Origin of the sequence: Streptomyces sp. NPDC001530, assembly GCF_042894545.1 — a bacterium.
GTDB lineage: Bacteria > Actinomycetota > Actinomycetes > Streptomycetales > Streptomycetaceae > Streptomyces.
Genome location: NZ_JBIAVS010000007.1, coordinates 254,158 through 279,399 on the forward strand (window position 1 = coordinate 254,158; position 25,242 = coordinate 279,399).

General features: G+C 70.3%; 20 protein-coding genes, 1 tRNA gene and 3 pseudogenes. 8 read left to right on the top strand and 16 right to left on the bottom strand.

The window, feature by feature from the left end:
• Window positions 1-133: 133 nt before the first annotated feature.
• Together ACFY0T_RS16240 and ACFY0T_RS16245 are read right to left on the bottom strand one after the other, a co-directional pair.
• Window positions 134-1,336 (bottom strand): SPFH domain-containing protein, encoded by a 1,203-nt coding sequence (locus ACFY0T_RS16240; protein WP_388869980.1) that lies wholly within the window; start codon window positions 1,334-1,336, stop codon window positions 134-136.
• 115 nt (window positions 1,337-1,451) lie between these two features.
• A complete protein-coding gene (locus ACFY0T_RS16245; protein ID WP_388869983.1) occupies window positions 1,452-2,840 on the bottom strand; it encodes a peptidoglycan-binding protein in 1,389 nt (462 codons plus the stop codon).
• A gap of 207 nt (window positions 2,841-3,047) precedes the next feature.
• Here ACFY0T_RS16245 and ACFY0T_RS16250 point away from each other — a divergent pair.
• From ACFY0T_RS16250 to ACFY0T_RS16260, 3 genes are all read left to right on the top strand, one after another.
• Window positions 3,048-3,121: transfer RNA gene (locus ACFY0T_RS16250), tRNA-Lys, on the top strand.
• A 440-nt stretch (window positions 3,122-3,561) separates the two neighbouring features.
• On the top strand, window positions 3,562-5,523 hold the full coding sequence (locus ACFY0T_RS16255; RefSeq protein WP_388869986.1) for a glycosyltransferase family 2 protein: 1,962 nt from the start codon (window positions 3,562-3,564) through the stop codon (window positions 5,521-5,523).
• Between the two features lie 90 nt (window positions 5,524-5,613).
• Window positions 5,614-7,551, top strand: coding sequence for a galactose oxidase-like domain-containing protein (locus ACFY0T_RS16260; protein ID WP_388869989.1), 1,938 nt, complete (start codon window positions 5,614-5,616; stop codon window positions 7,549-7,551).
• Between the two features lie 74 nt (window positions 7,552-7,625).
• On the opposite strand, the gene ACFY0T_RS16265 is transcribed toward ACFY0T_RS16260, so the two are convergent.
• Entirely contained in the window at window positions 7,626-8,645 is a 1,020-nt protein-coding gene (locus ACFY0T_RS16265) for a glycoside hydrolase family 6 protein (RefSeq protein WP_388869992.1), read from the bottom strand.
• Between the two features lie 184 nt (window positions 8,646-8,829).
• On the opposite strand from ACFY0T_RS16265, the gene ACFY0T_RS16270 reads away from it, so the two are divergent.
• On the top strand, window positions 8,830-9,609 hold the full coding sequence (locus tag ACFY0T_RS16270; protein WP_388869994.1) for a GAF and ANTAR domain-containing protein: 780 nt from the start codon (window positions 8,830-8,832) through the stop codon (window positions 9,607-9,609).
• 325 nt (window positions 9,610-9,934) lie between these two features.
• On the opposite strand, the gene ACFY0T_RS16275 is transcribed toward ACFY0T_RS16270, so the two are convergent.
• Both ACFY0T_RS16275 and ACFY0T_RS16280 read right to left on the bottom strand, forming a co-directional pair.
• On the bottom strand, window positions 9,935-10,600 hold the full coding sequence (locus ACFY0T_RS16275; protein WP_388869997.1) for a class F sortase: 666 nt from the start codon (window positions 10,598-10,600) through the stop codon (window positions 9,935-9,937).
• A 10-nt stretch (window positions 10,601-10,610) separates the two neighbouring features.
• Window positions 10,611-11,150 (bottom strand): hypothetical protein, encoded by a 540-nt coding sequence (locus ACFY0T_RS16280; protein WP_388870000.1) that lies wholly within the window; start codon window positions 11,148-11,150, stop codon window positions 10,611-10,613.
• 355 nt (window positions 11,151-11,505) lie between these two features.
• Here ACFY0T_RS16280 and ACFY0T_RS16285 point away from each other — a divergent pair, with 355 nt between their 5' ends.
• Entirely contained in the window at window positions 11,506-12,285 is a 780-nt protein-coding gene (locus ACFY0T_RS16285; protein ID WP_388870003.1) for an HAD-IIA family hydrolase, read from the top strand.
• 59 nt (window positions 12,286-12,344) lie between these two features.
• Here ACFY0T_RS16285 and ACFY0T_RS16290 read toward each other — a convergent pair.
• The 7 genes and pseudogenes from ACFY0T_RS16290 to ACFY0T_RS16320 all read right to left on the bottom strand — a co-directional run.
• A pseudogene (locus tag ACFY0T_RS16290) lies at window positions 12,345-12,629 on the bottom strand (2-aminoethylphosphonate ABC transporter substrate-binding protein); the annotation flags it as partial.
• Window positions 12,622-13,314: pseudogene (locus ACFY0T_RS16295) on the bottom strand (ABC transporter ATP-binding protein); the annotation flags it as partial. The pseudogenes ACFY0T_RS16290 and ACFY0T_RS16295, both read right to left, overlap by 8 nt.
• Window positions 13,315-13,448: 134 nt before the next feature.
• Window positions 13,449-14,138 (bottom strand): annotated as a pseudogene (locus ACFY0T_RS16300) (HAD family hydrolase); the annotation flags it as partial.
• The gene (locus ACFY0T_RS16305) at window positions 14,132-15,256 is read right to left on the bottom strand and encodes a TIGR03364 family FAD-dependent oxidoreductase (protein WP_388870006.1); all 1,125 of its coding nucleotides are present in this window, start codon (window positions 15,254-15,256) and stop codon (window positions 14,132-14,134) included. The pseudogene ACFY0T_RS16300 and the gene ACFY0T_RS16305, both read right to left, overlap by 7 nt.
• A gap of 143 nt (window positions 15,257-15,399) precedes the next feature.
• Window positions 15,400-16,170, bottom strand: coding sequence for a GntR family transcriptional regulator (locus tag ACFY0T_RS16310; RefSeq protein WP_388870009.1), 771 nt, complete (start codon window positions 16,168-16,170; stop codon window positions 15,400-15,402).
• Window positions 16,171-16,406: 236 nt separating this feature from the next.
• A complete protein-coding gene (locus tag ACFY0T_RS16315) occupies window positions 16,407-17,246 on the bottom strand; it encodes a hypothetical protein (protein ID WP_388870012.1) in 840 nt (279 codons plus the stop codon).
• Between the two features lie 299 nt (window positions 17,247-17,545).
• Window positions 17,546-18,796, bottom strand: a complete 1,251-nt coding sequence (locus tag ACFY0T_RS16320; RefSeq protein ID WP_388870015.1) for an ROK family protein — start codon at window positions 18,794-18,796, stop codon at window positions 17,546-17,548.
• A gap of 48 nt (window positions 18,797-18,844) precedes the next feature.
• On the opposite strand from ACFY0T_RS16320, the gene ACFY0T_RS16325 reads away from it, so the two are divergent.
• Together ACFY0T_RS16325 and ACFY0T_RS16330 are read left to right on the top strand one after the other, a co-directional pair.
• Window positions 18,845-19,930 carry a Gfo/Idh/MocA family oxidoreductase gene (locus ACFY0T_RS16325; protein ID WP_388870018.1) on the top strand — a complete coding sequence of 362 codons (1,086 nt, stop codon included), beginning with the start codon at window positions 18,845-18,847 and terminating at the stop codon, window positions 19,928-19,930.
• A complete protein-coding gene (locus ACFY0T_RS16330) occupies window positions 19,927-20,391 on the top strand; it encodes a heme-degrading domain-containing protein (RefSeq protein WP_388870020.1) in 465 nt (154 codons plus the stop codon). Before ACFY0T_RS16325 ends, ACFY0T_RS16330 begins: the two co-directional genes overlap by 4 nt.
• Window positions 20,392-20,450: 59 nt before the next feature.
• Here the strand turns inward: ACFY0T_RS16330 and ACFY0T_RS16335 are convergent, their stop codons facing one another.
• The 4 genes from ACFY0T_RS16335 to ACFY0T_RS16350 form a co-directional block, all read right to left on the bottom strand.
• Window positions 20,451-21,308: a fumarylacetoacetate hydrolase family protein gene (locus ACFY0T_RS16335; RefSeq protein WP_388870023.1), complete on the bottom strand. Its 858-nt coding sequence runs from the start codon at window positions 21,306-21,308 to the stop codon at window positions 20,451-20,453.
• Window positions 21,309-21,466: 158 nt separating this feature from the next.
• Window positions 21,467-22,213: a YidC/Oxa1 family membrane protein insertase gene (locus ACFY0T_RS16340; protein WP_388870522.1), complete on the bottom strand. Its 747-nt coding sequence runs from the start codon at window positions 22,211-22,213 to the stop codon at window positions 21,467-21,469.
• A gap of 118 nt (window positions 22,214-22,331) precedes the next feature.
• Complete coding sequence (locus ACFY0T_RS16345; protein ID WP_388870026.1) at window positions 22,332-22,649, bottom strand: DUF6412 domain-containing protein; 318 nt, start codon at window positions 22,647-22,649, stop codon at window positions 22,332-22,334.
• 92 nt (window positions 22,650-22,741) lie between these two features.
• Window positions 22,742-23,347 (bottom strand): winged helix-turn-helix transcriptional regulator, encoded by a 606-nt coding sequence (locus ACFY0T_RS16350; protein ID WP_388870028.1) that lies wholly within the window; start codon window positions 23,345-23,347, stop codon window positions 22,742-22,744.
• A gap of 131 nt (window positions 23,348-23,478) precedes the next feature.
• Here ACFY0T_RS16350 and ACFY0T_RS16355 point away from each other — a divergent pair, with 131 nt between their 5' ends.
• Window positions 23,479-24,951: an MFS transporter gene (locus tag ACFY0T_RS16355; protein WP_388870031.1), complete on the top strand. Its 1,473-nt coding sequence runs from the start codon at window positions 23,479-23,481 to the stop codon at window positions 24,949-24,951.
• Window positions 24,952-25,242: the final 291 nt, after the last annotated feature.

Consider the following 25,242-nt stretch of genomic DNA (forward strand, 5'->3'; position numbering starts at 1 on the left):
GGAAGTTCTCGTGAGCTGTGCGCGCGACGTTCAGGTCTAGACCAAGTCCCAGATTATTGCGGGTAGTTGGCTGTGTCCATATCAAAAGGCGTGTCCATACCCATCGCGGAGCGGCATTCCGGTAGCGCGCCTCTCACGCCCCGTCCGGTTTGCGCCCCGTATAGAACGCCACCGTCAGGTCCTTCACCAACGCCTTGCGCTCGTAGTCGTCCAGCTCGACGAGCCCCCGCATGGTCAGCCGCGTCACCGTGTCCTCGACCGAGTCGACGACCGAGCTCAGCACGGTGTCCCGGTGCTGGGCGTCCAGCGCCGCGATCCGCCGGCGCTGCATCACGGCGGCCACCTCGGGCGCGTACTCGATCCGGGTCGGCTGCGCCGAGAACACCTCGAGCCCGACCGGCGCCGTGTCGGCCGCGACCAGCCGCGTCAGCGCCTCGCCGACCGCGTCCGTGTTGCGCAGCGTCACGTCCTTGACGACCGCGGGCGGCACCTCGGCCGGCAGTTGCGAGAGCACCCGCGAGAGCGCCGCCTCCACACACTCCCGCAGATACGTCTGGTGGTCCTCGACCCCGAGCGTGGCGCGCGCGGTGTCCTTGATGCGCCAGACGACGAGCACGACCACCCGCAGCGCGACCCCGTTCGCGTCGACCACGGACATCGGCTCACTGCGCCAGTGCCGCAGGCGTACATCGACCCGGCGGCGCAGCATGAACGGGTTGACCCACATCAGCCCGGTGCGCCGGACCGTGCCGCGGTAGCGCCCGAACAGGCCGAGCACCCAGGCCCGTCCGGTCCGGCCGCGGGCGAGACCGCTGAAGCCGAACAGGCCGAGCGCCCCGGACCCGGCGTACGCCGCCCACTGCGCGGGCCCGAGCCCGGCGACCGGCGCCCCCGGAACCTCCAGTGCCGCCAGGACCGGAGGGGGCAGCACGCCCGCCCACCACGAGGTGAGCACACATCCGGCCACACCACAGGCCCCGGCCAGCACTCCCGCCACTCCGGGCAGCACCCGGGCGGGGTGCTCCACCAGTTCGGGATCGACCTCCGGCACCGGGCGCGGGACCCTGCCGGGTGCGGGCCGCCGGATCCGCGGCTGCTCGCCGGTGCCGCGCCGCCGGCCGACGACGGCGGGCGCGAGCGGCACCGAGACGGGCTCGGGGTCATCGCGGAAGAGCAGATGGACGGGGATCTCGGTGGTCGCCTCGTTCTGGATGAGCCGAGCGGACCGCGTACCGCCGCCCTCCGATGCCGATGCCGATACCCCTGCCTCTGCCTCTGCCCCTGCCCCTGCCCCTGCCCCTTCGGACTCCGGGGTGTGTGAAGTCGTCGTACTCATACGTGCCTCCATGCCTCCGCGCCTGGAAGATTCGTAAGAACTCATAACTCAGAGCTCGGAATTCAGAGCTCAGAAATCGGATCCCGGAACCCTGAATCCGGAATCCGGGATGGGCTCAGGAGAAGAGCCGTCGCCACGTCTCCGGCCCCGGACAACCGTCCGCCGCGCCGCCGCGCCAGCCCTGGGACCGCTGGAACGCCTCGACGTTGCGCCGGTCCGCCTCGCCCCAGCGCGGCCCGGGTTCCGTCGTGTAGTACTTGCCGAACCCCTTCTTGACCAGCTGCTTTCCGAGCCGGGTGACGTATTCGTTGTGCGCGCCCGGCCGGAACATCGCGCGCCCCGGATAGCTGGGCACCCCGTGCGAGGAGGCACCCGGCGCGCTGGACCCCTTCGACCCCGGGCTGCCCGCCGCCGGGCCACCCGCGCCCGGAATGTCCTTCCCTTTCTTCCCCACCAGGTACGACCACGTCTCGGGCCCCGGCACCCCGTCCGCGTCCGCCCCGGTCCAGCCCTGCGCCCGCTGGAACGCCTGGGTGGCCCGCCGGTCCGCGTCCGACCAGCGCGGCCCCGGGCCCGAGGCGTAGAAGCGGCCCGCGCCCCGGTCCACGAGGAGACGGCCCAACTGGGTGACGTAGGCGCTGTTCGCGCCGGGACCGACGTACGCGGCCCCCGGGTAGCGGGTGGTCTTCACGTCCGGCGAGGACGCGCTCGCGCCGCTCGTGCCCTCGGTCAGCCCTTTGTAGCGGTACGCCACATAGCGGTCCGAGTTGCTCCAGTAGGCGTACGGGGTGGCCTGTTTCCGGGTGTGCGGGCGGGTCTGCTCGTACGCGAGGTAATAGGTGTGCGTGTAGTCCGCCCAGCCGCCGAAGATGACGACGTGCGAGCCGTTCTCGGGGTCCGCCGGATTGTGGAAGAGAAGAATGTCGCCGGGTTGCAGCTGATCGCGGGAAATCCGCACGCCGTAGCCGCTCAGGCTGCCCGTCCATTCGTTTCCCGGCAGGTTCCAGGCCATCGAGACAAAGCCGGAGCAGTCCTGCCGGTAGCCGTCCGACCAGTAGGCGTACAAGCTGTACGGCACCTGCGCGGCGACCCATGTCTTGGCCCGCTTGATGATCGCGGCCCGGGTGGTCCTGGGCATCTTGACCCCGGCCCCCGGCTTCCCGTGGCTCGACGGTTTCCCCCCGGGGCCGTGCAGCGGGGCCTTGCCGCCCTGCGGGGTGTCGGGCTCGTCACCTGCGGGAACGCCCGGCTGGGCGGGTCCGTGCGCGGCCGCGACCGCCGGCATCGACTGGCCCGCGCCGAGGACGGTGCCCGCCGCCGCGGCGAGGACGAGCGCCATGGGGGTACCCCCTGCTCGAGCGAAGCCGAGAGCTTGGGGGAGGGCCGCCGGATGGCCGAAGGGCCCCGAAAGTGAGGAATACGGCATGACGCGTCGCCAGTGAACGCATCCGGGGCAGTCGCAGTCGCTCGCGGGATCGAATTCCTCGAATACCGGAGTCTCCATGCGAATCCCCTCACACTCCAGGTGGAAATGTCCGCAGTTCTGCACAGTCGTCAGTTTCTCAACTGTCCTCCGGTGTCGCATGTTGACGGTCCGAATGATGTACGGGGACCTCTTCGCCCTGGTCCGGGACCCCTCCGACCTGGTCGGGAGCCCTCCTCGGTGGTCGGGAGCACCCCTCCCGGTCGGGTAGAGTTCTCGGGTCAGCGGGCGCCGCTAGCTCAGTTGGTTAGAGCAGCTGACTCTTAATCAGCGGGTCCGGGGTTCGAGTCCCTGGCGGCGCACCGACCGAAGGGGCCCTCGCAGCAGCGGGGGCCCCTTCGCCGTACCGGCACCACGGCCGGGTGCGCGCCGGCACCACGGCCGGTGCGCATCGGCCCCAACGTCGTACACACGTCCCAATGAGCGCGTATGACCGGTTAACACCGCGTTTCGCATCTTGCGATCATGCTGAACGGCGTAGAACCCTGGGCTTCAAGGGACTGTCGATATCTGGCAGTTGGGGGCAAGCGGTTGCTGCCATGGGGGGTTGGGGGCCCCGTTCATGAATCGATGTCGAGGGGGGCATCATGCAACCGGAAGGTCGTCGTTCCATGTCTATATGGTGTGGATGATGTGGTGACGCTGGCCTGCCAGTGATGCGCCCGGGACGGTCGAGGGGGACCCGAGCGGGCGACAGGAACCGACGAACACGCACCGACCGTGCGTGCGGGGGGATGGACTCATGACGTCGACGCCGACGGGCGCCCGGCAGAACTTCGACCCGTCAGAGACGACCCAGCTCCGCGTGCCATCGCACCGGACCGGTGGCTTCCGCAGGATCAAGAAGAGCCTGCCGAGATACGACTACGAGCACTACAGCCGACTCGCCGGCCCCCTCACCCAGCCGGACCCGGGCAAGCCGTACAAAGTGCAGTACCGCTCACTGCTGTCGCAGGAGCCGCACCGCATCAGGGCCGCCCTCATGCTGGGCGCCGCACCGCTGCTCTCGCTGATCCTGCTCGGCTGGCTGCTCCAGCCCGAGCACTGGACCGAACGGGAGTATCCGGCCTACGACTTCCTGCCGGCGCTCGACATCGTGATGCTCGTCTCGATCGGTCTGATCGAGTTCTTCCGCTGCATGAACGTGCTGTCGAACGCGCACGCGACCCTGGTCGCCCGCGACCCCATCCCGGTGGTGCCCGAGACCGGCACCAGAGTGGCCTTCCTCACCTCCTTCGTGCCCGGCAAGGAGCCCCTCGCCATGGTGACGAAGACCCTGGAGGCGGCCGTCAAGCTGCGCCACCGGGGCCTTCTGCACGTCTGGCTGCTGGATGAGGGCGACGACCCGGAGGTCAAGGAGGTGTGCGCGCGTCTGGGCGTGCACCACTTCTCCCGCAAGGGCGTCGCGAAGTGGAACCAGGCCAAGGGCCCGCACCGCGCCAAGACCAAGCACGGCAATTACAACGCCTGGCTGGAAGCCCACGGCGACGACTACGACTACTTCGCCTCGGTCGACACCGACCATGTGCCGCTGCCCAACTACCTGGAGCGGATGCTCGGCTTCTTCCGCGACCCGGACGTCGGCTTCGTCATCGGCCCGCAGGTGTACGGCAACTACGACAACCCCATCACCAAGGCCGCCGAATCCCAGCAGTTCCTCTTCCACGCGCTGATCCAGCGCGCCGGCAACGCCTACGGCGCGCCGATGTTCGTGGGCACCTCCAACGCCGTACGCATCAAGGCGCTGAAGCAGATCGGCGGTCTGTACGACTCGATCACCGAGGACATGGCGACCGGCTTCGAGATCCACCGCCACAAGAACCCGGCCACGGGCAAGAAGTGGCGCTCGGTCTACACCCCGGACGTGCTCGCGGTCGGCGAGGGCCCGAACGCCTGGACGGACTTCTTCACCCAGCAGCTGCGCTGGTCCCGGGGGACGTACGAGACGATCCTCAAGCAGTACTGGAAGGGCTGGTTCTCGCTGCCGCCGGGCAAGCTCTTCAACTACACGATGATGATCATCTTCTACCCGATGTCCGCCCTGAACTGGATCCTCGCGGCGCTGAGTTGCGCGCTGTTCCTGGGCCTGGGCGCATCGGGTGTGAACATCGACCCGACGGTCTGGCTGATGCTGTACGGCAACGCGTCCGCGCTGCAGATCGGCCTGTACATCTGGAACCGCCGGCACAACGTCTCCCCGCACGAGCCGGAGGGCTCCGGCGGCGTGGCCGGCATGATGATGTCCGCGCTTTCCGCGCCCATCTACGCCCGGTCCCTGATGGACGCCGTGCTGCGCCGCAAGAGCAAGTTCGTGGTGACGCCCAAGGGCGATTCGGCGAGCCCCGACACGCTGTTCGGGACCTTCCGGATCCACCTGTTCTTCATTCTGGTCTTCGCCGGCTCGATCACCGCCGGTTTCCTGCTCGGGCACTCCCACCCGGCGATGATCACCTGGGCGTCGTTCGCCCTGCTGATCACCGCCTCGCCGATCTTCGCCTGGCGCTGGTCCATGCGCCAGGACCGGAAGAAGCCGGCGGCGCCGCCCGAAGCAGCCGCCCTTCCTCCGCAGGCCTCCGTGCCGCAGCAGGAGCAGCACGCCCCGCACGCGCCGCAGCACAAGCCGACGTGGGCCGCCGCACAGGGCAGCAACGACCAGACCATGCAGATCACCCTTGGGGGAAGGCCGCATTCATCTGGGGGCTGAACCCATGAGCGGCTCCGCCGCAGGCCCCCAGACCCCCAGCCGGAAAAGCCCGTTAGGTACAGCCAAATTGATCATTAAAAGGGGTATGAAGTGAAGGACGGTGCCCGCCGCCGCCGTGCCCGCCGCCTCGCGATAACCGGCGTGGTGGTGCTCGCTCTGGCCGGGATGAACGGGCCGTGGCTGTATCGCTTCGGGACGGACAAGTACCACCAGTACACGATCAACAAGCCGGAGTACAAAGCCGCCAACGGTCACTGGGACATCATCGATTTCCCCAAGGAATACCGCCTCAACACGATCCACGCGGCCCTGCTGCACACCGGCAAGGTCCTGCTGATCGCGGGTTCGGGCAACAATCAGGACAACTTCGACGCGAAGAAGTTCGACACGCGGATCTGGGACCCGGTCAAGGGCACCATCAAGAAGATCCCGACGCCGGCCGACCTGTTCTGCACAGGACACACCCAGCTCGCCAACGGCAATCTGCTGATCGCCGGCGGCACCAAGCGGTACGAGACGCTCAAGGGTGACGTCACCAAGGCCGGCGGCCTGATGGTCGTCCACAACGAGAACCCGGACAAGCCGATCACGCTGCCCGCGGGCACCAAGTTCACCGGCAAGAAGAACGGCAAGACGTTCGTCTCCAAGGACCCGGTGCTCGTCCCGCGCGCCAAGAAGGTCTTCGACCCGGCGACCCGCGAGTTCCTGCGCAACGACCCGGGCCTCGGCCGTATCTACGTCGAGGCGCAGAAGAGCGGCCAGAAGTACGAGACCGGTACCCAGGACAACTACCGCGTCCAGGGCCTGACCGGCACGGACGCCCGCAACACGTACGGCATCGCGCAGAAGCTCGCCCTGGACAAGAAGGACTTCCAGGGCATCCGGGACGCGTACGAGTTCGATCCGGTCGCCGAGAGGTACATCAAGGTCGACCCGATGAACGAGGCCCGCTGGTACCCGACGCTCACCACGCTGTCCGACGGCAAGATCCTGTCGTTGTCCGGCCTGGACGAGATCGGCCAGCTGGTCCCGGGCAAGAACGAGGTCTTCGACCCGAAGACCAAGAAGTGGACCTACACCAAGGGCATCCGGCAGTTCCCGACCTATCCGGCGATCTCCCTGATGCAGAACGGCAAGCTCTTCTACTCGGGCTCGAACGCCGGTTACGGCCCCGACGACGTGGGCCGCGACCCCGGCGTCTGGGACCTGGCCAGCAACAAGTTCACCAAGCTCAAGGGCCTCAGCGACCCGAACATGATGGAGACGTCCGGCACGGTACTGCTGCCGCCCGCGCAGGACGAGAAGTACATGGTGATCGGCGGCGGCGGGGTCGGCGAGTCCAAGCTGTCCAGCAAGAAGACCCGGCTCATCGACCTGAAGGCGGACAACCCGCACTTCGTGGACGGGCCCGAGCTGGACAAGGGCACCCGCTACCCGCAGTCCTCGATCCTGCCCGACGACACCGTCCTGGTGTCCGGCGGCTCCGAGGACTACCGCGGCCGCGGCGACTCCAACATCCTCCAGGCACGGATCTACCACCCGAAGTCGAACACCTTCGACCGGGTCGCCGATCCGCTGGTGGGCCGCAACTACCACTCGGGCTCGATCCTGCTGCCCGACGGCCGCGTGATGTTCTTCGGCTCCAACTCGCTCTACGCGGACAAGGCCAACACCAAGCCCGCCACGTTCGAGCAGCGCATCGAGATCTACACGCCGCCGTACCTCTTCCGCGACGCACGGCCCTCGCTCTCCGGCGGCCCGAAGACGATCGCCCGGGGCGCCTCGGCGACGTTCACCTCGCAGCACGCGTCGTCCATCAAGACGGCCCGGCTGATCCGGCCGAGCGCGTCCACCCACGTCACCGACGTCGACCAGAAGTCCATCGCGCTGGACTTCAAGAAGACGAAGACCGGGATCACGGTGACGGTGCCGAAGAACCGGAACCTCGTCGAATCCGGCTGGTACATGCTGTTCGTGACGGACGATCAGGGGACGCCGAGCAAGGCGCAGTGGGTCAAGGTGCCGTGATTCTTTGAGAGTTACGTGACTGGGGGCGCCCTCCGCTTGTGCGGCGGAGGGCGCCCCCAGTCACGTACGCACCACTACTCGGAGGCCTTGGCCAGCTTCAGCGCGTACTCCGGCCACCACTGGCCCGCCTTCGGCCCGCCCTTGCACGTGCCGTCCGACTCGCCGGGCCGCTTGACCCAGAGGTAGGCGTCGACGAGCGGGTCGGCGGTCTTGGTCGTCGGGGCCTCGCCCAGCGCGCGGCCCGGCGGATTGCACCAGTTCTCGTCGGCCTTGCCGCCCGTGTAGGGGCCGTTGCCGTTGCGGCTGGTGTCGATCACGAAGGGCTTGTTGCCCACCTTCACGGACAGCTGCTTGCCGTACGCGATGGAGTCCTTGGTCGAGTAGAAGTTGGAGACGTTGACGGAGAAGCCGTCGGCCTGGTCGATGCCCGCCCACTGGAGCGGCTGGAAGATCTGGTCGGGGTGGCCCCAGCCGGCATTGCCCGCGTCCAGGTACACCTTGGTGTTCTTCAGGGACTTGAGCTTGGTGATGGCGCCCTTGAGGAGGTCGTAGCGCTCCTCGTGGAACTCGTCCGGGGTGCACTGGTTCACCAGGTGCAGGATCGCGTCCGGTTCCAGGATCACCGTGGCGGGGCGGTCCTCGATGCCCTTGGCGATCCCGTCGATCCAGGCCCGGTAGGCGTTGCCGTCCGCGGCGCCGCCCTGCGAGAACTGCCCGCAGTCGCGGTGCGGGATGTTGTACAGGACCAGGATCGCATCCCGGTCCGCCTTCTCCGCGGCCTCGGTGAAGCCGCGCGCCTCCGCCTCCGGGTTCTCCGGGCCGATCCACTCCCCGGTCGGCTGCTCGGCTATCTTGCGGATCTGCTCGGCGTCGTCATCCTTGCCCGCCTTCACATAGGAGGCGACCTGCTCGGCCGCGTTCCCCTCCGGATTGACCCAGAACGGGTCCGAATTCTTGGGCTGCTGTGTGACCTTGGAACCGGAGCCGTCGCCCTTGTCGCTGTCGCCCCCGGAGGAGAAACACCCCGCGAGCAGCAGTGCCGCCCCCGCCACTGCAACGGACGCCCGTGCCCCGGCCCCCCTCGTGCCGTACATCCAACTCCCCCTTGGGTCCCCCTTGGGTGCACCGTCCTAAGTCTCAATCCTGACATACGTCTCGCGCCGCCCACGAGGTCGCCCGACCCTTGTCGGAGAGCTGTTACAGCCCCGGGGCCACGGGTAGGCGCGGCTGGACGGGACCGCCGGGGTACGGGGGAGCAAAAGAATCGGGGTAGGGCACATGCACCTGAGCACCCGGGAAACGCTCCTGGCAGCGGCCCTGTTGGAGGCCTCGGACACGCTGTCCGACGGTTTCGACGCCAGGCGCTATCTGGAGCGCCTGTCCGATCACTGCGTGGAGATCCTCGGCGCGCGGGCCGCCGGGATCATGCTGATCAACGGTGGCGAGGCGGTGTCGCTCGCGGTGAGCAGTCGCCAACAGGACGTCGCACTCGACCTGTTGACCGTCCAGCACCACGGCGGTCCCTGCATCGACAGCTACGGCACGGGACGGCCCGTCCCGCCCGTCTCGATCAGCGTCGCCCATGCCGCCTCCCGCTGGCCCGACTTCACCGAGCGGGCGCTGCGGCACGACATCGTCGCGACCTTCGCGGTCCCGCTGCGCCGCCGCGAGACCCTGCTCGGCGCGCTCAACGTCTTCGTGCCCACCCTCCCCGAGCACGACGCGCCACCCGAGGGCCACTGGAGCGTGCGGCTCGCCCAGGTCCTCGCCGACGCGGCGTCCGTCGGACTGCAGAACCACCGGGTGTACGCGGAGTACCGCACGCTGGCCGAGCAGCTGCAGATGGCCCTCTCCAGCCGCGTCCGCATCGAACAGGCGAAGGGCATGCTCGCGGAGCGCTGGGGCACGGGCGTCGATCAGGCCTTCATGGCGCTACGCCAGTACGCGCGCCGGCACCGGCTGCCGCTCGACGAGGTCGCGACGGGCGTGATCGACGGCTCGGTGGACCGGGACGATCTGAGCGGCGGACCGCCGCGGTCTTCCCAAAGGCTTGAATAAAGCACCCCCTACCAGTGTGGATGACACAGAGCCACCGACTGTCGACTTGGCGTCAAACACCCTCTAGGCCAGAATGCTCATCCGTTCTACAGTTGGCCTCAAACGGCCCCAGCCCCTGGCCGGTTACGCCGTCCGCCCACCCCCCACGGACGGCCCCAGAACCTCCCGCGCCGCTCGCCGGGTTACTCCCGCAGCCCGTGCGCGCGCGGTCGAGGACCAGCCCGGTCGGCGGTCTCGGGGGGAGCGGGCCGTCGACCGGGCCCGGTGCGGTCCACCTACGGCTCACACGGCTCGCGCACGGCTCACGCCCCGCTTCCGGTGCGCCTCAGAGGCCGGTTCCCGTGAGATACGCCGACACGACCACGTTCGCCGTATAGGTGCGGCTCGCCCGGTCGAACGTGCCGCCGCAGGTGATGAGCCGCAGCTCGGCCCGCCCCGAGTGGCGGACGCCGTACGCCTGTTGGGCGTCGAAGTCGTCACGCGAGAACACCTGGACGTCGTCCACGGTGAACTCGGCGATCGTCCCGTCGTCGCGGATCACCCGGACCGTCTCGCCGGGCCGTACCGCGCTGAGCTTGTAGAAGACCGCGGGCCGGGTCTCGGTGTCGACGTGCCCCACGAACAGCGCGGTCCCGGCCGCCCCGGGTTTCACCCCGGCGGCGTACCAGCCGACCACGCCCGGCTGGTCGAACGGCGGCGGATCGATCGCGCCCTTCGCGTCGAGGCCACGGGCCACGACCGGCGCCTGCACCCCCATCGACGGGATGTCGATGCGCTGCGGCCGCGCGTTTCCTAGCGGCTTCAGCGCGGGCGGCAGCCGCACCTCCGGGGGCCGTCCGACGGCCGCGATGTCCCCCGTGGTCGGCGCCGCTATGCCCTGCCGTACGTCGGTCACCTCGCGGCCCCACAGCCACAGCCCGAGCAGCAGCACCACCCAGGCGATACCCGTCAGCAGACGCCCGGTACCAGCGGAACACTCCCGTTCGGACATGTCGCTCACGTCAGTCCCGGCTGTCGCGGCCCCGGCGTGTACTGCGGACCGCCACAGCCACCGCGGCCACACTCGCGAGGACGAGGCCGATCACCGCCTGCTTGGTACCGGGGCCGGTCGCCCGGGCGTCCACCGAGGCGAAGTGCGCGGTGCCGCCGCCGCCCGCGTGCACGGGCGCGACCGGCGAGGCGGGCACGGACGTACGCGCACCGCCTTGCGGTACGACAGTGACCGTGCCCTTGGCCTTGCCGTCGTTGCCATCGCAGCTGACCTTGATGTCGTACGTGCCGGGCGTGAGCGAGGTGGGCACGCGCGTCTCGCCGACGAGCACGCCGCTGCCCTGGCCGGTGAGCTGCGCGTCCGCGACGAAGGCAGCCGACTTCGCGGTGCCCGCCGCGCCCGTGCAGCCCGTCGCCCGCAGCTGGATGTCGCTGCCGGGGGCCGGGGACGTCGGCGTGACGGAGACGCCCGCGTCAGCCGCGTACGCGAGGGGTGTGCACGCGGCCGCGACCACCGCCCCGGCACAGAGAGTGAGTCGCAATGAGCACATCGTGAACCTCCAGATACCAGGAGACTCCCCCGCGCGGCGGCCGGACGCATCTTCAGAGGGGCGCGGCTGCTCCGTACGAGTTGTGAATGGTCTGAACGCGCATGGTTTGGACGCGCGTGGTTCGGACGCGCAGGGTTCGGCCTCAAGACCGGTCGGCACGTCCTTGTCCACGCGGCGGCACGTCGGCATCCTTGCGCCGGTACGTCGGTGTCCATGCGCTGGTACGTCGGTGTCCATGCGGTCGCCGATCATCGCGCTGGTCTTGGAGTGCGACCCTGGTCCAGCCGACGGCCTTCACCCTGATGAGTGAATACCATGGTCACCCCGTAGGCAGACAGGGCAGGAGTCCGCACCCATGACAGAGCGCAAGCCCATCGAATCGTGGCTCACCGACATGGACGGGGTGCTGATGCACGAGGGGGTCCCGGTGCCCGGCGCGGACGCCTTCATCAAGAAGCTCCGTGAGTCGGGTCGTCCGTTCCTGGTCCTCACGAACAACTCGATCTACACCGCACGTGACCTCCACGCCCGGCTGAACCGGATCGGTCTCGAGGTGCCGGTGGAGAACATCTGGACCTCTGCCCTGGCCACCGCCAGCTTCCTGGACAACCAGCATCCCGGCGGCACCGCCTACGTGATCGGCGAGGCCGGCCTGACCACGGCACTGCACGACGCCGGTTACGTGCTGACTGACTCCGACCCCGACTTCGTGATTTTGGGTGAAACCCGGACTTATTCGTTCGAGGCTCTGACCAAGGCCATCCGATTGATCAACAACGGTGCCCGCTTCATCGCCACCAACCCTGACAACACCGGGCCCTCCGCCGAGGGCGTCCTCCCGGCGACCGGATCCGTCGCCGCGCTGATCACCAAGGCGACCGGCAAGGAGCCGTACTTCGTGGGCAAGCCGAATCCGCTGATGATGCGGACCGCGCTGAACACCATCGGAGCGCACTCGGAGACCAGCGCCATGATCGGCGACCGCATGGACACGGACGTACTGGCCGGACTGGAGGCCGGCATGGAGACCTTCCTCGTGCTCACCGGACTGACGGCCAAATCCGACGTCGATCGCTACCCCTACCGGCCGACCAAGGTCGTGGACTCCATCGCGGACCTTGTCGACCTCGTGTGACCGCCACGGCACCAGGGCCCGCCGCGGGAGCGGGCCGTGGTGCCGGTGAGGTCGAGGCATCAGCTGCCGGTGGCTTCCTTCCAGGCCTCGACGTACGACGTCAGGTTCGTGTCGATGTCGGCCCAGTCCGGCTCGAAGATCTCGACGCCGTCCATGAGCTTGGTCAGGGCGTTGGCGTTCGCGTCGGTGGCCTTGACGTCCTTGCGGGCGGAGAAGCCGCCGCCGATCTCGCTGACCTGCTGCTGGGCCTTGGCGGAGAGCATGAAGTCGAGGAGCTTCTTGCCGTTCTCCGCGTGCGGGGCCTTGGTGACCAGGCCGGCGGCGTACGGGAGGGCGGAACTCGTTCCGCGGCGCGCGGTACAGCTCCCGCGGAGTTCCACAGTCCCGCAGCCGCGCCTTGTCCATGACGGCTATCCGGTCCGCCAGGGTGAGCGCCTCGACCTGGTCATGGGTGACGTACAGGATCGACACGTCGGGCAACTCCCGGTGCAGCCGGGCGAGTTCGGCCAGCATTCCGGACCGCAGCTGCGCGTCCAGCGCGGACAGCGGCTCGTCGAGGAGCAGTACGCCGGGCCGGATGGCGAGGGCCCGCGCGATGGCGACCCGCTGCTGCTGCCCGCCGGACAGCTCGCGCGGATACCGTCGCGCGTACTCCGCCATCCCGGTCATCTCCAGCGCCTCGGCGACCCGCCCGGGGATGTCGGCCCTGGCGGCCTTCTGCGCCTTGAGGCCGAAGGCCACGTTCTCCGCGACCCGCATGTGCGGGAAGAGCGCGTACTGCTGCACCACCATCCCGACTCCGCGCCGGTACGGCGGCTCGTCGGTGACATCCCGCCCGCCGAGGAACACCCGCCCGGAGACGGGCCGCACGAACCCGGCGACGGCCCGCAGCGCGGTCGTCTTCCCGGACCCGGAGGGCCCGAGCAGCGCCATCACCTCGCCGGGCTCGACGGTGAGGTCGAGCGAGTCGAGCACGGTGGTCCCGCCGTACGCGACGGACACCCGGTCGAAGCGGATACCGCTGCTCATCGCCCGGCTCCGTCGACCTGGCCGGGTCCGCCGAACTGATCGTGTCCGCCAAGCTGGCCGTCTCCGCCAAGCTGATCGTCTCCGTCGAGCAGGTCGGCCCCGTCGAGCTGACCGTGTCCGCCAAGCTGGTCGTGTCCGTCGAGCAGGGCGGGCAGTGCGACCACGGAGCCGAGCACCTGCCCGGCCCCGGCGGCGCGCAGCGCCCGGTCGTCATGCGCCCCGGTCAGCACCCCGGCGACGACCCCGGCCCCGGCCCGTACACCGCTGACCATGTCGTACGAGGTGTCGCCCACGACGGCGACCTGCTGGACGCCCTCAGCGGCCTTGGTCCGCAGAAAGGCCTCCAGCACCATGTCGGGGTACGGCCGCCCCCGGCCCCCCGCGTCGGCCGGGCACAGCGTGAGCGGCACCAGCTCGCGCCAGTCGAGGGCGTCGAGGATGGCGTCCTGGGTGACCCGGGCGAACCCGGTGGTGAGCACGACCGTCCGCCCCGCTTCCACGAGCTCCTCGATCGCCTCGCGCGCCCCGGCGATGGGCGCGATCCGCCCGCCGTCGACGAGTTCCCCGTACGCCTTCTCGAAGGCGGAGTTGGCCCGCTGGGCGAGCTCCTCCTCCCCGAACAGATGCCGGAAGACGGAGATCTTGGACTCGCCCATGGTGGCCCGGACGTAGTCGAGTTTCTCGGCGTGATCGGCGGACCCGGGCTCGACGCCCAGCTCCCCGGCGGCCACGGCGAAGGCCTGCTCGACGAGCCCGCCGTCGGCGACGGTGGTCCCGGCCATGTCGAGGACGACAAGTCGTATGCGGTTCAACTCGGTCACCATCCCAGCTCGTTGGCGGTTGTCTCGGCAATGGCGGGTGAGCAGGTCATCCCGCGCCCGCCGGGCCCGGTGACCAGCCACACCCCGTCGCGCACCCGCTGCCGGTGCACGACCCGGCTCGGGTCCACGCACTGCGCGTACACCCCGGCCCAACGGCGCCGGATCTTCGGCAGCGGCCGCCCGAGGAAGGACTCGACGACCTCGGTGAGGTGGTCGTAGGGGTCTTCGAGGGTGTCGAAGGCGAAGGGGTGCTCGTACTCGTGGGTGTCGCCGATGGTCAGCCCACCGTCCGCGCGCTGCACCATGAGCAGCTGCATCCGGTGCGCGGCGGCGGTCGCGGACTGCGGCCGGCGCGCGTCGAGTTCGTCGAGGGCGGGGCTTCGGTACGCGGGGTAGTAGCGGAAGCTGTCCGCGTCGGCGACCGAGGTCGTGAGCGGTTCGCCGAGCGGATCGGTCTGCATCATCTGCAGCCGTACGCGCCGCACGGGCAGGTCGGGCCCCGCCAGCTCCCGTACGAGACCGCCGAGCCAGGCGCCCGTGCACAACACGACGACGTCTCCGTCGTGCACCTCTCCGTGATCGTCACGGACGGCACGCTCGCCGACGACGTCACGGACCTCGCGTCCCGGCAGGAAGGTATAGCCCGGGGACTTCAACAGCTGCTCTCGGAGGGCGAGTTGAGCGGTACGAGGCTCGACGGCCGCGTCGCGCTCGCAGTACAGGGCGGCGTCGAACGCACCCCGCAGCGCCGGATTCACGGCGCGTGCCTCGTCCGCCGTCAGCAGCTTGTAGCCGCGCGCGGCAGCGTCCGGCCGGGCCAAGGCGGCCTCGGCGACGCCGACTTCGAGGGCACCCCGCACGGGTGTCAGCGACCCGTTGGCGCGAAAGCCGAGCCCCGGCACACGGGCGCCGATCGTCTCCCACAACTCCCGCGCCCGCAGGGCGGTTTCAAGCTCCTCCCCTCCGGCGCGACCACTCACCCAGATCTGCCCGAAGTTGCGCAGCGAGGCCCCGCGGGCCTCCGCCTCACGCTCGATCTGCACGACCTCGTGGCCGCGCTCCACCGCATGCCACGCATGCAGGGTGCCCACCACACCGGCTCCGACGACTATCACTCTCACGGCGGCAACGCTCCTTGGGACGGGGGAATCGGAAGGGTCCGGTCAGCAACCAGATGGTGAACTGCCCATCACGTTTGGGCTAGACCCGTTATCTTGTCGTTATAAAAAGGGGCGGGCCGGAGCCCGCCCGAGTGTGGCTGGAATCAACCGCCGGGGTGGTGGCCGAGGTGCGCCGTGAAGGAGAAGCGATCCCCCCGGTACAGCGTCCGCACCCGCTCCAGCGGCCGCCCCTCCGTGTCCCGCGAGACCCGGTGGATCAACAGCATCGGCAACGCGGGCGGCGTACCGATGAGCAGCGCCTCGCGCGGGGTCGCCAGCACGGTCTCGATCCGCTCGTCCGCGTCGCCGAACGCGATGCCGAGCCGGTCGTGGAGGTAGGCGTAGAAGGACGAGTCGGGCGTGAAGTCGCGGTCGAGATGCGGCACGCGGGCCACGGCGACGTACGTGCTCTCCAGCCCCACCCGCTCGTCGTCCGCGAGCAGGACGCGCTCCATGTGCCAGACGGGTTCGCCGCGCGTGAGCCCGGCCTCGGCGGCGAGCGCCTCCGGGCAGGGAAAGCGGTCGAGGCTGATGAGCGTACGGCCCGGGGTGCGCCCCTGCCGCCGTACGCCCTCGGTGTAACTGGCCAGCGACAGCGGCTGCTCCAGCTTGGGCCCGGCGACGACCGTGCCGCGCCCCTGCCGCCGCAGCTTCCCTTCGAGCAGCAGCTCGCGCAGCGCCTGCCGCACGGTCTCGCGGGCGACCTCGTACTTCTCCGCGAGATCACGCTCGGTGGGAAGGAGGCCCCCCTCACCCAACTCCTCGATCAGCAGGGCGATGTGCGCCTTCACCGCGTAGTACTTCGGGATACGGCCGTGCTCCGGGATGCCGGAGCGGACGGGGGCGCCGGGGGCCTGGTCGTTCGGGTAGTCCACGGGGGGATCGTCGCAGATCGGATTCGCGCCACGAGCTTCAGGTGTCAGCGACGACCAGCGACGATCTCCTCGTTCGCGCACCGCAGACAGGCGCCGCCGAGCGGATAGCCCCGCCGATTGCCGACGCGGACGCGCTCAGCAACGATCTTCTCGTTCGCGCGCCGCAGACAGGCGCCACCGAGCGGATAGCCCCGCCGATTGCCGACGCGGACGCGCTCAGCAACGATCAGCGACGTTCAGCGACGACGGAATCGCACCCGGCGGGATGCGGCGAGCAGGGCGGCGCCCATCGCGAACAGCACGAGGCCCGCCGCCACGCCGAGACGGTGCGGTTCGCCCGGTCCCGTGCGCGCCAGCTCGTCCGGGGACGGGGTCTGCGCGCCCTCGCGGTCGAGCCCGCCACGACCGTCCCCACTGCCGGCACCGGCGCTGGGACTGGCGCTGGGACTGGCACCGACGCCGGCGCCTCCGTCCTCTTGGCCTCGCACGTCCTCGCCCTCGACCTGGTCCTCGTCCTCAATGCGGAACCGGTAGTCGTTGGACTGGCCCACCCAGTCGCCGTCGTCGTTGTGGCGCTGCACGACGGCCGCGTTCGCGACGACGTCGTTCGGTGCGGTCGCGTCCGAGGTCACGGAGAGGCGCACCTTCACGGTGAGGGTCCGCCCGGGCCCCACGGTGAACCCCGGGAACCCGTCGTCGAACGCCCCCACGTTCTCGGCCTCGTCGCTCTTGTCGAACGTCACCGGATGCGACCGCTCGCCCTCGTAGAACTCCAGGCGCGCCTGCCCCGGCCGCAACACCCGCTTCTCGTCCACGAGCACGACGATCGGGTGAATGCCACCGCAGTCGTGCGCCGTGGTGTTGGTGAGGTCGATGTACCAGGTCCGGAAGTCCCCGCCGACGTCGTAGGCGGCGGGACCACCGTGAATCCGGGTCTTGATGGGAAAGTCCCGGGTTTCGGGGGCGGCGCAGGTGGGGCGTGGGGCGGCGGTGAGTGCGTGGGCGGGGGTGAGGGCCAGGGGGGAGAGGGTGACGGTTGCGGTCAGGGCGAGTGGGAGGGACTTGCGCAGTCGCATGAGGGGTCTTTGGCCGATCGGGGACGGTAGGAAGCGGGATCGGAAACGTCAGGCGGTACCGGGCAATGGCACCCGCGACGCTGCCACGCCCCCACCCCGACGCAGATCCGCCACACCGCCGCCCACCCCGTTCGGCCCGAAAAAGTCCCTCACCCGGCGGACGGGAACCTTCGTGGCTTTTCAGCCCGTCCGGCGTTTGAGGACGAGCGCGAAGCGCGATACGGGGGTCTGGGGGCGGAGCACTCAGGGACGGGACGGGTAGGGGCGGAGGGGGCGAAAAAACACTCCCCCCAGCCCCGTCACCCCTCCCCCCGCCCAAACAACGGCGCCAACAACAACTGCGCCGCCCCCTCCGCAACCCCCCGCGCCCCACCGGGAGCAACCCGCACCGGAACCCCCACCCCCGCCCCCTCCCGCCGAGCCCGCTCCTCCAGCACAGCCCCGACCCCCCGCACAAACGCCTCCTGATGGGCCGCGACCGTACGCCCACCCAGCAGCACAAGGTCGATGTCCAACAGCCCCACCAGATTCGCCGCGCCGGCCCCCAGCACCCGCGCCGCCTCATCCACGGCCCCCCGCCGCACCGCATCCAGACACAGCACCTCGATGCAGCCCCGGTTCCCGCACCCGCACACCGGCCCGTCCAGCTGAATCACCTGATGCCCGAACTCCCCCGCCCCGGTACGGGCCCCCCGATGCACGCCCCCACCGATCACCAGCCCGGCCCCCAGCCCCGTACCAAGGTGCACATACGCGAAAGACCCCCCGGCGGACCCACCAGCGCCGCCGGGTCCGGGGGCGCCACCCCCCACCGCAACCCCCAACGCCGCCGCATTCGTGTCCTTGTCCACCACCACCGGCACCCCCAACCGCCCTACCAGCGCATCCCGCAACGGAAACCCGTCCCACTCGGGAAACCCGGTCACCCGGTGCAGAACCCCCCGCACATGATCGAGCGGCCCGGGCAGCGCAACCCCCACCCCCAACACGGACGACACCCCGGCGATCAGGGCCTCCGCCTCCCCGGCCGCCCCCTCGACGACCGCATCCGCCCCGGCCCCCAGATCCAGTGGAGCCCTCCGCTCGTCCACCACGGCACCGGTGAGATCGCAGAGGACCGCCGTCAGCTCGTCCCGGTCGAGGTGCAGCCCGACGGCGTGACCGGCCTCGGGTACGAGGCGCAGCACCGTACGGGGCTTGCCGCCGGTGGACGCACGGCGCCCCGCCTCCGCCGCGAGACCGTCCGCCCGCAGCCTGGCGGTGATCTTGCTGACGGCCTGCGGGGTCAGTCCGGTCCGCTCGGCGAGTTCGAGCCGGCTGATCCCGGACGGCCCGGCCGTACGCAGCAGATCGAGCACGAGCGCGGCGTTGTGGCTGCGCAGGGCGAGCAGGTTCACCCCGGCCTCGGTGTGCTGACCGCGCAGCCCGGACGAGGCCGCCCCCGCCTCCACGCCCGGACCGAGGGCCTGTCCCCGACGCGCCTCCGGCACCCCCACGCCCGACCCCACATCGCCCCCACGGCCCCGATCGCTCCTGTTCACGTCCACCATTGTCCCCCGCGCTTGCACTTTGGCAACAGCGTTGCGAAAGTGGAGCCCATGACAGGCATGACTGGTACTCCCCTCCGTGTGGGCCTCGTCGGCTACGGCCTCGCGGGCTCCGTCTTCCACGCCCCGCTGATCGCCGCGACCGAGGGGCTGACCCTCGACACGGTCGTGACGTCCAACCCGGAGCGGCAGGAGCAGGCCCGCGCCGAGTTCGGCGACAGTCTCCGGTGCGCCGCCACGCCCGACGAGCTGTGGGCGCGCGCCGACGAGCTGGACCTGATCGTCATCGCGTCCCCGAACAAGACCCACGTCCCGATCGCGACGGCCGCCCTCAAGGCGGGCCTCCCGGTCGTGGTCGACAAGCCGATCGCCGGTACGGCGGCGGAGGCCCGCGAGCTGGCCGCCCTCGCCGACGAACGCGGCCTCCTCCTCTCCGTGTTCCAGAACCGCCGCTGGGACAACGACTTCCTGACCGTCCGCAAGCTGCTCGCCGAGGGCGAGTTGGGTGACATCTGGCGCTTCGAGTCCCGCTTCGAGCGCTGGCGCCCGCAACCCAAGGGCGGCTGGCGCGAGTCCGGCGACCCGGCAGAGATCGGAGGTCTCCTCTACGACCTCGGCAGCCACGTCGTCGACCAGGCGCTGGTCCTCTTCGGCTCCGCGACCTCGGTGTACGCGGAGTCGGACATCCGCCGCCCGGGCGCGCGGACCGACGACGACACGTTCATCGCGATCACGCACGCGAACGGCGTCCGCTCCCACCTCTACGTCTCCGCCACGACCGCCCAACTCGGGCCGCGCTTCCGCGTCCTGGGCTCGCAGGCGGGTTACGTGAAGTACGGCCTCGACCCGCAGGAGGCGGACCTGCGCGAGGGCAAGCGGCCCGGCACGGCGGCTGAGTGGGGTGTCGAGCCCGAGTCCCTGTGGGGCCGCGTCGGCTCCGGGGAGTCCCCGCTGACCGGCGGCGGCCGCCCCGAGCCCACGCTCCCGGGCGCGTATCCCGCGTACTACGCGGCCATCGCCGCCGCCCTCCGCGACGGCGCCCCCAACCCGGTCACCGCGCACGAGGCCGCAGCCGCCCTCGACGTCCTGGAGGCGGCCCGCCGCTCGGCCCGCGACGGTGTGACGGTGACGCTGTGACCGACGCGCCCACCATCCCCGAACTCGAAGAGCAGGAGCGCCGGTTGACGCTCCCCCACTTCACACACGACGACGCGTGGGCCCTCGGCACACTCCTCGTCGAACTGGCCCGGGACCGGCACGCCCCCGTCGCCATCGACATCCGCCGCGCCGGCCAGCAGCTCTTCCACGCGGCGCTGACCGGCTCGACCCCGGACAACGACGCCTGGATCGACCGCAAGCGCCGCGTCGTCGAGCGCTACGGCTGCTCCTCGCTCCTGGTCGGCACCCGCTTCCGCGCCAAGGGCACGACCTTCGAGGACTCCTCCCGCCTCGACCCGAACGCGTACGCGGCCCACGGCGGCGCGTTCCCGATCACGGTCGAGGGCGCGGGCGTCATCGGCACGGTGGTGGTCTCGGGCCTGCCCCAACTGGAGGACCACGCGTTGGTGGTGGAAGCGCTGGAGCTCTTCAAGGCCTGAACGTGGGTACGAGGTTGGGGGCGCCCTCTCACCGGAGGGCGCCCCCAACCTCGTACGACTCAGGCGTCCTTCAACTCCTGCCGCTGCCGCCCGAGTCCCTCGATCTCCAGCTCCACCACGTCTCCCGCCCGCAGGAACGGCTTCGGCTCGGGCTGCCCGAGAGCAACCCCCGCCGGCGTACCGGTGTTGATGACATCGCCCGGGTACAAGGTCATGAACTGGCTGACATACCGCACCACTTCCGCCACCGGGAAGATCTGCTCGGCGGTCGTCCCGTCCTGCTTGAGCTCGCCGTTCACCCACAGCTTCAGCGACAGGTTCTGCGGATCCGGCACCTCGTCGGCCGTCACCAGCCACGGCCCCAGCGGATTGAACGTCTCGCAGTTCTTGCCCTTGTCCCAAGTGCCACCGCGCTCGATCTGGAACTCTCGCTCGGAGACGTCGTGCGCCACCGCGTACCCGGCGACGTGCGCGAGCGCCTCCTCGTGCGACTCCAGATAGCGGGCCGTGCGGCCGATGACGACCGCCAGCTCGACCTCCCAGTCGGTCTTGGTGGAACTCCGCGGCACGAGCACCGTGTCGTTCGGGCCGACCACCGTGTCCGCCGCCTTGAAGAAGATGACCGGCTCGGCGGGCGGCTCGGCGCCGGTCTCGCGGGCGTGGTCGTGGTAGTTCAGCCCGATGCACACGACCTTGCCGATGCGGGCGAGCGGCGGCCCGACGCGCAGTCCGGTCGCGTCCAGCGCGGGCAGCTCACCGGACTCGGCGACGGAACGGATCCGGCCGAGCGCCGCGTCGTCGGCGAGCAGCGCCCCGTCGATGTCCGGGACGATGTCCGACAGATCCCGGAGGGTCCCGTTGGCGTCGAGCAGCGCGGGCCGCTCCGATCCCGCCGTACCGACTCGCAGCAGCTTCATGATCACAATCTCCCTCGATCGCGGGCGGTCGACCGATGGGTGCAGCCATCGGAGGACTGGTCGATCCTCCAAGCTCGGCGTCCAGTCCGCAATACCCCGTTCACGGACTGGACCGTCACCAGAGTGCTGGAGGTTGCAGCCCCGGAAGGCCACGCGTCCTAGACGAGAGCCGCCGTCGCGGGTGCCGCCCCCGGCATGTCCCGGTACAGCACCGCCCGCTCCACCGCGCTCCAGGTCGTACTGGTCACCACGTACAGCGCGGCGGCCAGCGGCACCACCGCCACGGTGAAGAGCGTGAAGAAGGACATGAACGGCATGATCTTGTTGACCGAGGCGAGCCCGGGCACCTGTTCGCCGCCGGCCACCGGAGCCGAGGCGGCCATCATCCGCTTCGTCCGCAGGTAATTGAAGGTCGCGACCACGGCGACGACGGCGAACAGCCCGAGGTAGACGAGCCCCGACGCCCCGAACACTCCCCCGCCACCCAGCGCGTCCGCCCACCGGTCGCCGAGCGGCGCGGCGAACAGCCTGTGGTCGAGCAGGGCGTTGGCCTCGCCGCCGATCGTCGAGCTGGAGAACAGGTGGTAGAGGAGGAAGAACGCGGGCAGCTGGAACAGGCTCGGCAGACAGCCCGACAGCGGCGACACCTTCTCCTCCGCGTGCAGCGCCAGCACCGCCTTCTGCAGCTTCTCGGGATCCTTCGCGTGCTTCTTGCGCAGCTCCGCGATGCGCGGCTGGAGCTTGGCGCGCTCCCGCTGTCCGCGCGCCGCCGCCCGGGACAGGGGGTGCACGAGAAGCCGTACGAGCGCGGTGAACAGGACGATCGCGGCAGCCGCCGCCGAGGCGTGGAACAGGGGCTGGAGCAGGTCGGCGAGATGCTCGACCAGGCGCGCGAAAACGGACATGAACGTGGACATGGGTGAGCCCTCCGGGGGTCTCGTCGTGCCGGGGATACGGAGTTCGAACTCGGCATGACGACCCGCGCGGGGTGTACTCAGATGTGACCCGAAGAGGTCGAGGTCCCTACGCGGCGGCCGTCAGGAGGGCACGCCCCGGCGCTCGGGGACGCCTGCGCCCCGCCGCGTCGGGATCGCGTTGGGGCAGGAAGGCCGTACGGTGCTCGCGGTCGCGGATCGCCGTCCGTACGCGCGTACGCGGGACGGCGGGCGCGCAGCGCGAGCCGATGAGGGCGCAGACGGCGAGCGCGGAACCGGCCGCTGCGGTCGCGGTGAACGCGACGGCCACGGCGGCGGAGAGGCTGCCGGTGTCGAGCACGGCGACCTCGAGGAGAAGGAGCAGCAGCACGGCCGCGGGGCGCATGGTCGCCCGGGCACGGATCATCGGTCGCTCCCCTCCTCTCTCCTGGTCTCCTGGCTCAACCGGTTCTGCCGTTATCTCAACCGGTTCTGCCGTTATGTCAACCGGTTCTGCCGTTATACAGGATCCGCCTCGACGGCCTGCACGCGATCCAGCGGCCTTGGGGCATCCAACGGCCTTGCGGCATCCAGCGGCTTCACGGCATCCGTCTCGATCGGCTCGAGCAGCCGCTTCGGCTTGAGCAGCGCCCGGCTGACCGGATCCGCCGGGTCCGGATCGAGTCCGGGTCCCGGCACCATTTCGACGTCCGGGACGGGTACGACGGTTCCGCAGGCGGGACATTCGCCGTACGGGCCGAGCTCCGTGCCGCAGGCCGCGTGCCGGAAGACGCGCAGCTGGGTCTCGCCGAAGTGCTCGCGGCCCCACCGGCCGAGCGAGCGCAGGGTGGGCCAGAGCGCGATGCCGCGGTCGGTGACGACGTACTCGTCGCGCGGCGGCGACTCCTGGTAGCGGCGCTTTTCGAGGATGCCCTCGGCCGTCAGCGTCTGTAGGCGGGCCGCGAGGACGGCGCGCGGGATGCCGAGGTGGACGAGGAAGTCGTTGTAGCGCCGTACGCCGTAGAGCGCGTCGCGTATGACGAGGAGCGTCCAGCGCTCGCCGACGATCTCGAGCGCGCGGGCGATCGAGCACTCCTGCGTCGCGTAGTCCTTGCCGAGAGCCATGTCCCCCACTGTAACGACTTTCCGACTTCTTGGTTCAGTGAACGAACCTAGGGTGTTACGGTCGACTCACACCCAAGGTTCAATGAATGAACCCACCCACCCTCTGAAAGCTCAAGCCCGAAGGGCAGGCCATGGCACAGCTCGACCGCACCGCCGTCACGAGATCCACGACGTCCACGGCGTCCGCGGCATCTACGACGTCCACGGCATCTAAGGCATCCACAGCGTCCACGGCGCCACCCGCTCTCGAAGCCCCAGCCCCTCGCGCGGCCCCCACCCTCGCCCTCACCAGCGCCGCCACCGCCGTGGCCCTGATGACGTACACCGCGCCGGTGGTGACGCTCCCCGACACCGCCGCCGCGCTGCACACCTCGGTCTCCGCCCAGGCCTGGCTGCTCAACGGCACCCCGCTGGGCCTGGCCGCGCTGCTCCTGGTCGCCGGCAGCCTCGCGGACGACTACGGCCGCCGCCGGATCTTCCTGGCCGGCACGGTCGCGCTCGGCATCACCACGGCGCTGGGCGCGCTCGCGAACTCGACGTGGCTGTTCACGCTGACCCGCGTCGCCCAGGGCGCGGCGAGCGCGGCGATCCTCGCCAGCAGCCTGGGGCTGATCGTCCACGCCTTCCCGACCGCACGCGGACGGCTGCACGCGACCGGCGTCTGGGGCGCCTTCGTCAGCGGCGGCATCGCGGTGGGCCCGCTGCTCGCGGGCGCGATAGCCGAATGGAACTGGCGGGTGGCGTACGCCGTGCTGGGCGCCGCCGCGTTGATCGTCGCCCTGCTGGGCACCCGGGCGCTCACCGAGTCCCGCGCGCCGCGGGGCGGCCGACCCGACCTGGCGGGAGCCTTGACGTTCGGCCTCGCGCTGGTGGCTCTGGTGGCCGCGCTGACCTTTGGCCGGGACGGCTGGCTGCGCGCGCCGGTGGGCCTGCTGCTGGTGGCGTTCCTCGCGCTGATGGCCATGTTCGTCGTCGTCGAGCTCCGCGCCCGCACCCCCATGATCGACCTCGCCCTGCTCCGGCACCGCCGCTTCCTCGCATCCTCCGTGAGCGGACTCTTCACGGGCCTCGCGGTGATCGGACTGTTCAGCTTCCTCCCCGCGCTGTTCCAGCGGACGCTCGGACTGTCCGCAATCGACACGGCATGGCTGTTCCTGCTCTGGTCCGGCCTGTCCTTCGTGGTCGCCCTGCAGGCACGGCGCCTCGCGGGCCGGGTCTCACCCCGCCACCAGCTCGCCCTCGGCTTCGCCCTGCACGCGGTCGGCGTCCTGACGATGCTGGGCGCGGTCGACGCCGGTTCCTGGACCCGCCTGCTCCCCGGCTTCGTCATCTCCGGCGTGGGCAGCGGCCTCCTCAACGCCGCCCTGCCGCTCCTCGCGGTGGAGTCCGTCCCCGCGACCCGCGCCGCGATGGGCTCCGGCGCCCAGCAAACGCTCCGCTACATCGGTTCCTGCGCCGGAGTCGCCCTGACGATCGCGCTGGTGACCTCCACGGGTGGGGTTGCGCACGGCGCGGACATCGCGATCGGCGTCTCAGCGGGACTGGCGGTCGTGGCGGCGGCCATCGTGCTGGGACTGCGCGAGCGCACTGAGCACGTCCGCTGAGCGGCACTGAGCACGTCGCTGAGCGCCACTCAGGACTTCGCTGAGCGACGCTTGAGTACTTCGCTGAGCGACACTGAGGCTTTGTCGGCCGGGGCTGATCTTTCAGCCCCGGCGGGGGAAAGATTCAGCCCGTCCGGCGTTTGAGGACGAGCGCGAAGCGCGATACGGGGGTCTGGGGGCGGAGCCCCCAGGGACGGGACGGGACGGGACGGGTAGGGGCGGAGGGGGCGAAAAACCACTCCCCACCCACAGGCGTCACCGAGAGCCCGCCCCAGCCATAGGCTACTGATC

Coding starts and splice junctions, on each gene's coding strand:
- ACFY0T_RS16275 (WP_388869997.1), bottom strand. CDS start 10,600: ATGTCCGAACGGGAGTGTTCCGCTGGTACCGGGCGTCTGCTGACGGGT.
- ACFY0T_RS16335 (WP_388870023.1), bottom strand. CDS start 21,308: ATGAAGCTGCTGCGAGTCGGTACGGCGGGATCGGAGCGGCCCGCGCTG.
- ACFY0T_RS16350 (WP_388870028.1), bottom strand. CDS start 23,347: ATGGCTCTCGGCAAGGACTACGCGACGCAGGAGTGCTCGATCGCCCGC.
- ACFY0T_RS16325 (WP_388870018.1), top strand. CDS start 18,845: ATGACAGGCATGACTGGTACTCCCCTCCGTGTGGGCCTCGTCGGCTAC.
- ACFY0T_RS16285 (WP_388870003.1), top strand. CDS start 11,506: ATGACAGAGCGCAAGCCCATCGAATCGTGGCTCACCGACATGGACGGG.
- ACFY0T_RS16245 (WP_388869983.1), bottom strand. CDS start 2,840: ATGGAGACTCCGGTATTCGAGGAATTCGATCCCGCGAGCGACTGCGAC.
- ACFY0T_RS16315 (WP_388870012.1), bottom strand. CDS start 17,246: ATGCGACTGCGCAAGTCCCTCCCACTCGCCCTGACCGCAACCGTCACC.
- ACFY0T_RS16340 (WP_388870522.1), bottom strand. CDS start 22,213: ATGTCCGTTTTCGCGCGCCTGGTCGAGCATCTCGCCGACCTGCTCCAG.
- ACFY0T_RS16270 (WP_388869994.1), top strand. CDS start 8,830: ATGCACCTGAGCACCCGGGAAACGCTCCTGGCAGCGGCCCTGTTGGAG.
- ACFY0T_RS16240 (WP_388869980.1), bottom strand. CDS start 1,336: ATGAGTACGACGACTTCACACACCCCGGAGTCCGAAGGGGCAGGGGCA.
- ACFY0T_RS16255 (WP_388869986.1), top strand. CDS start 3,562: ATGACGTCGACGCCGACGGGCGCCCGGCAGAACTTCGACCCGTCAGAG.
- ACFY0T_RS16320 (WP_388870015.1), bottom strand. CDS start 18,796: ATGGTGGACGTGAACAGGAGCGATCGGGGCCGTGGGGGCGATGTGGGG.
- ACFY0T_RS16280 (WP_388870000.1), bottom strand. CDS start 11,150: ATGTGCTCATTGCGACTCACTCTCTGTGCCGGGGCGGTGGTCGCGGCC.
- ACFY0T_RS16355 (WP_388870031.1), top strand. CDS start 23,479: ATGGCACAGCTCGACCGCACCGCCGTCACGAGATCCACGACGTCCACG.
- ACFY0T_RS16265 (WP_388869992.1), bottom strand. CDS start 8,645: ATGTACGGCACGAGGGGGGCCGGGGCACGGGCGTCCGTTGCAGTGGCG.
- ACFY0T_RS16345 (WP_388870026.1), bottom strand. CDS start 22,649: ATGATCCGTGCCCGGGCGACCATGCGCCCCGCGGCCGTGCTGCTGCTC.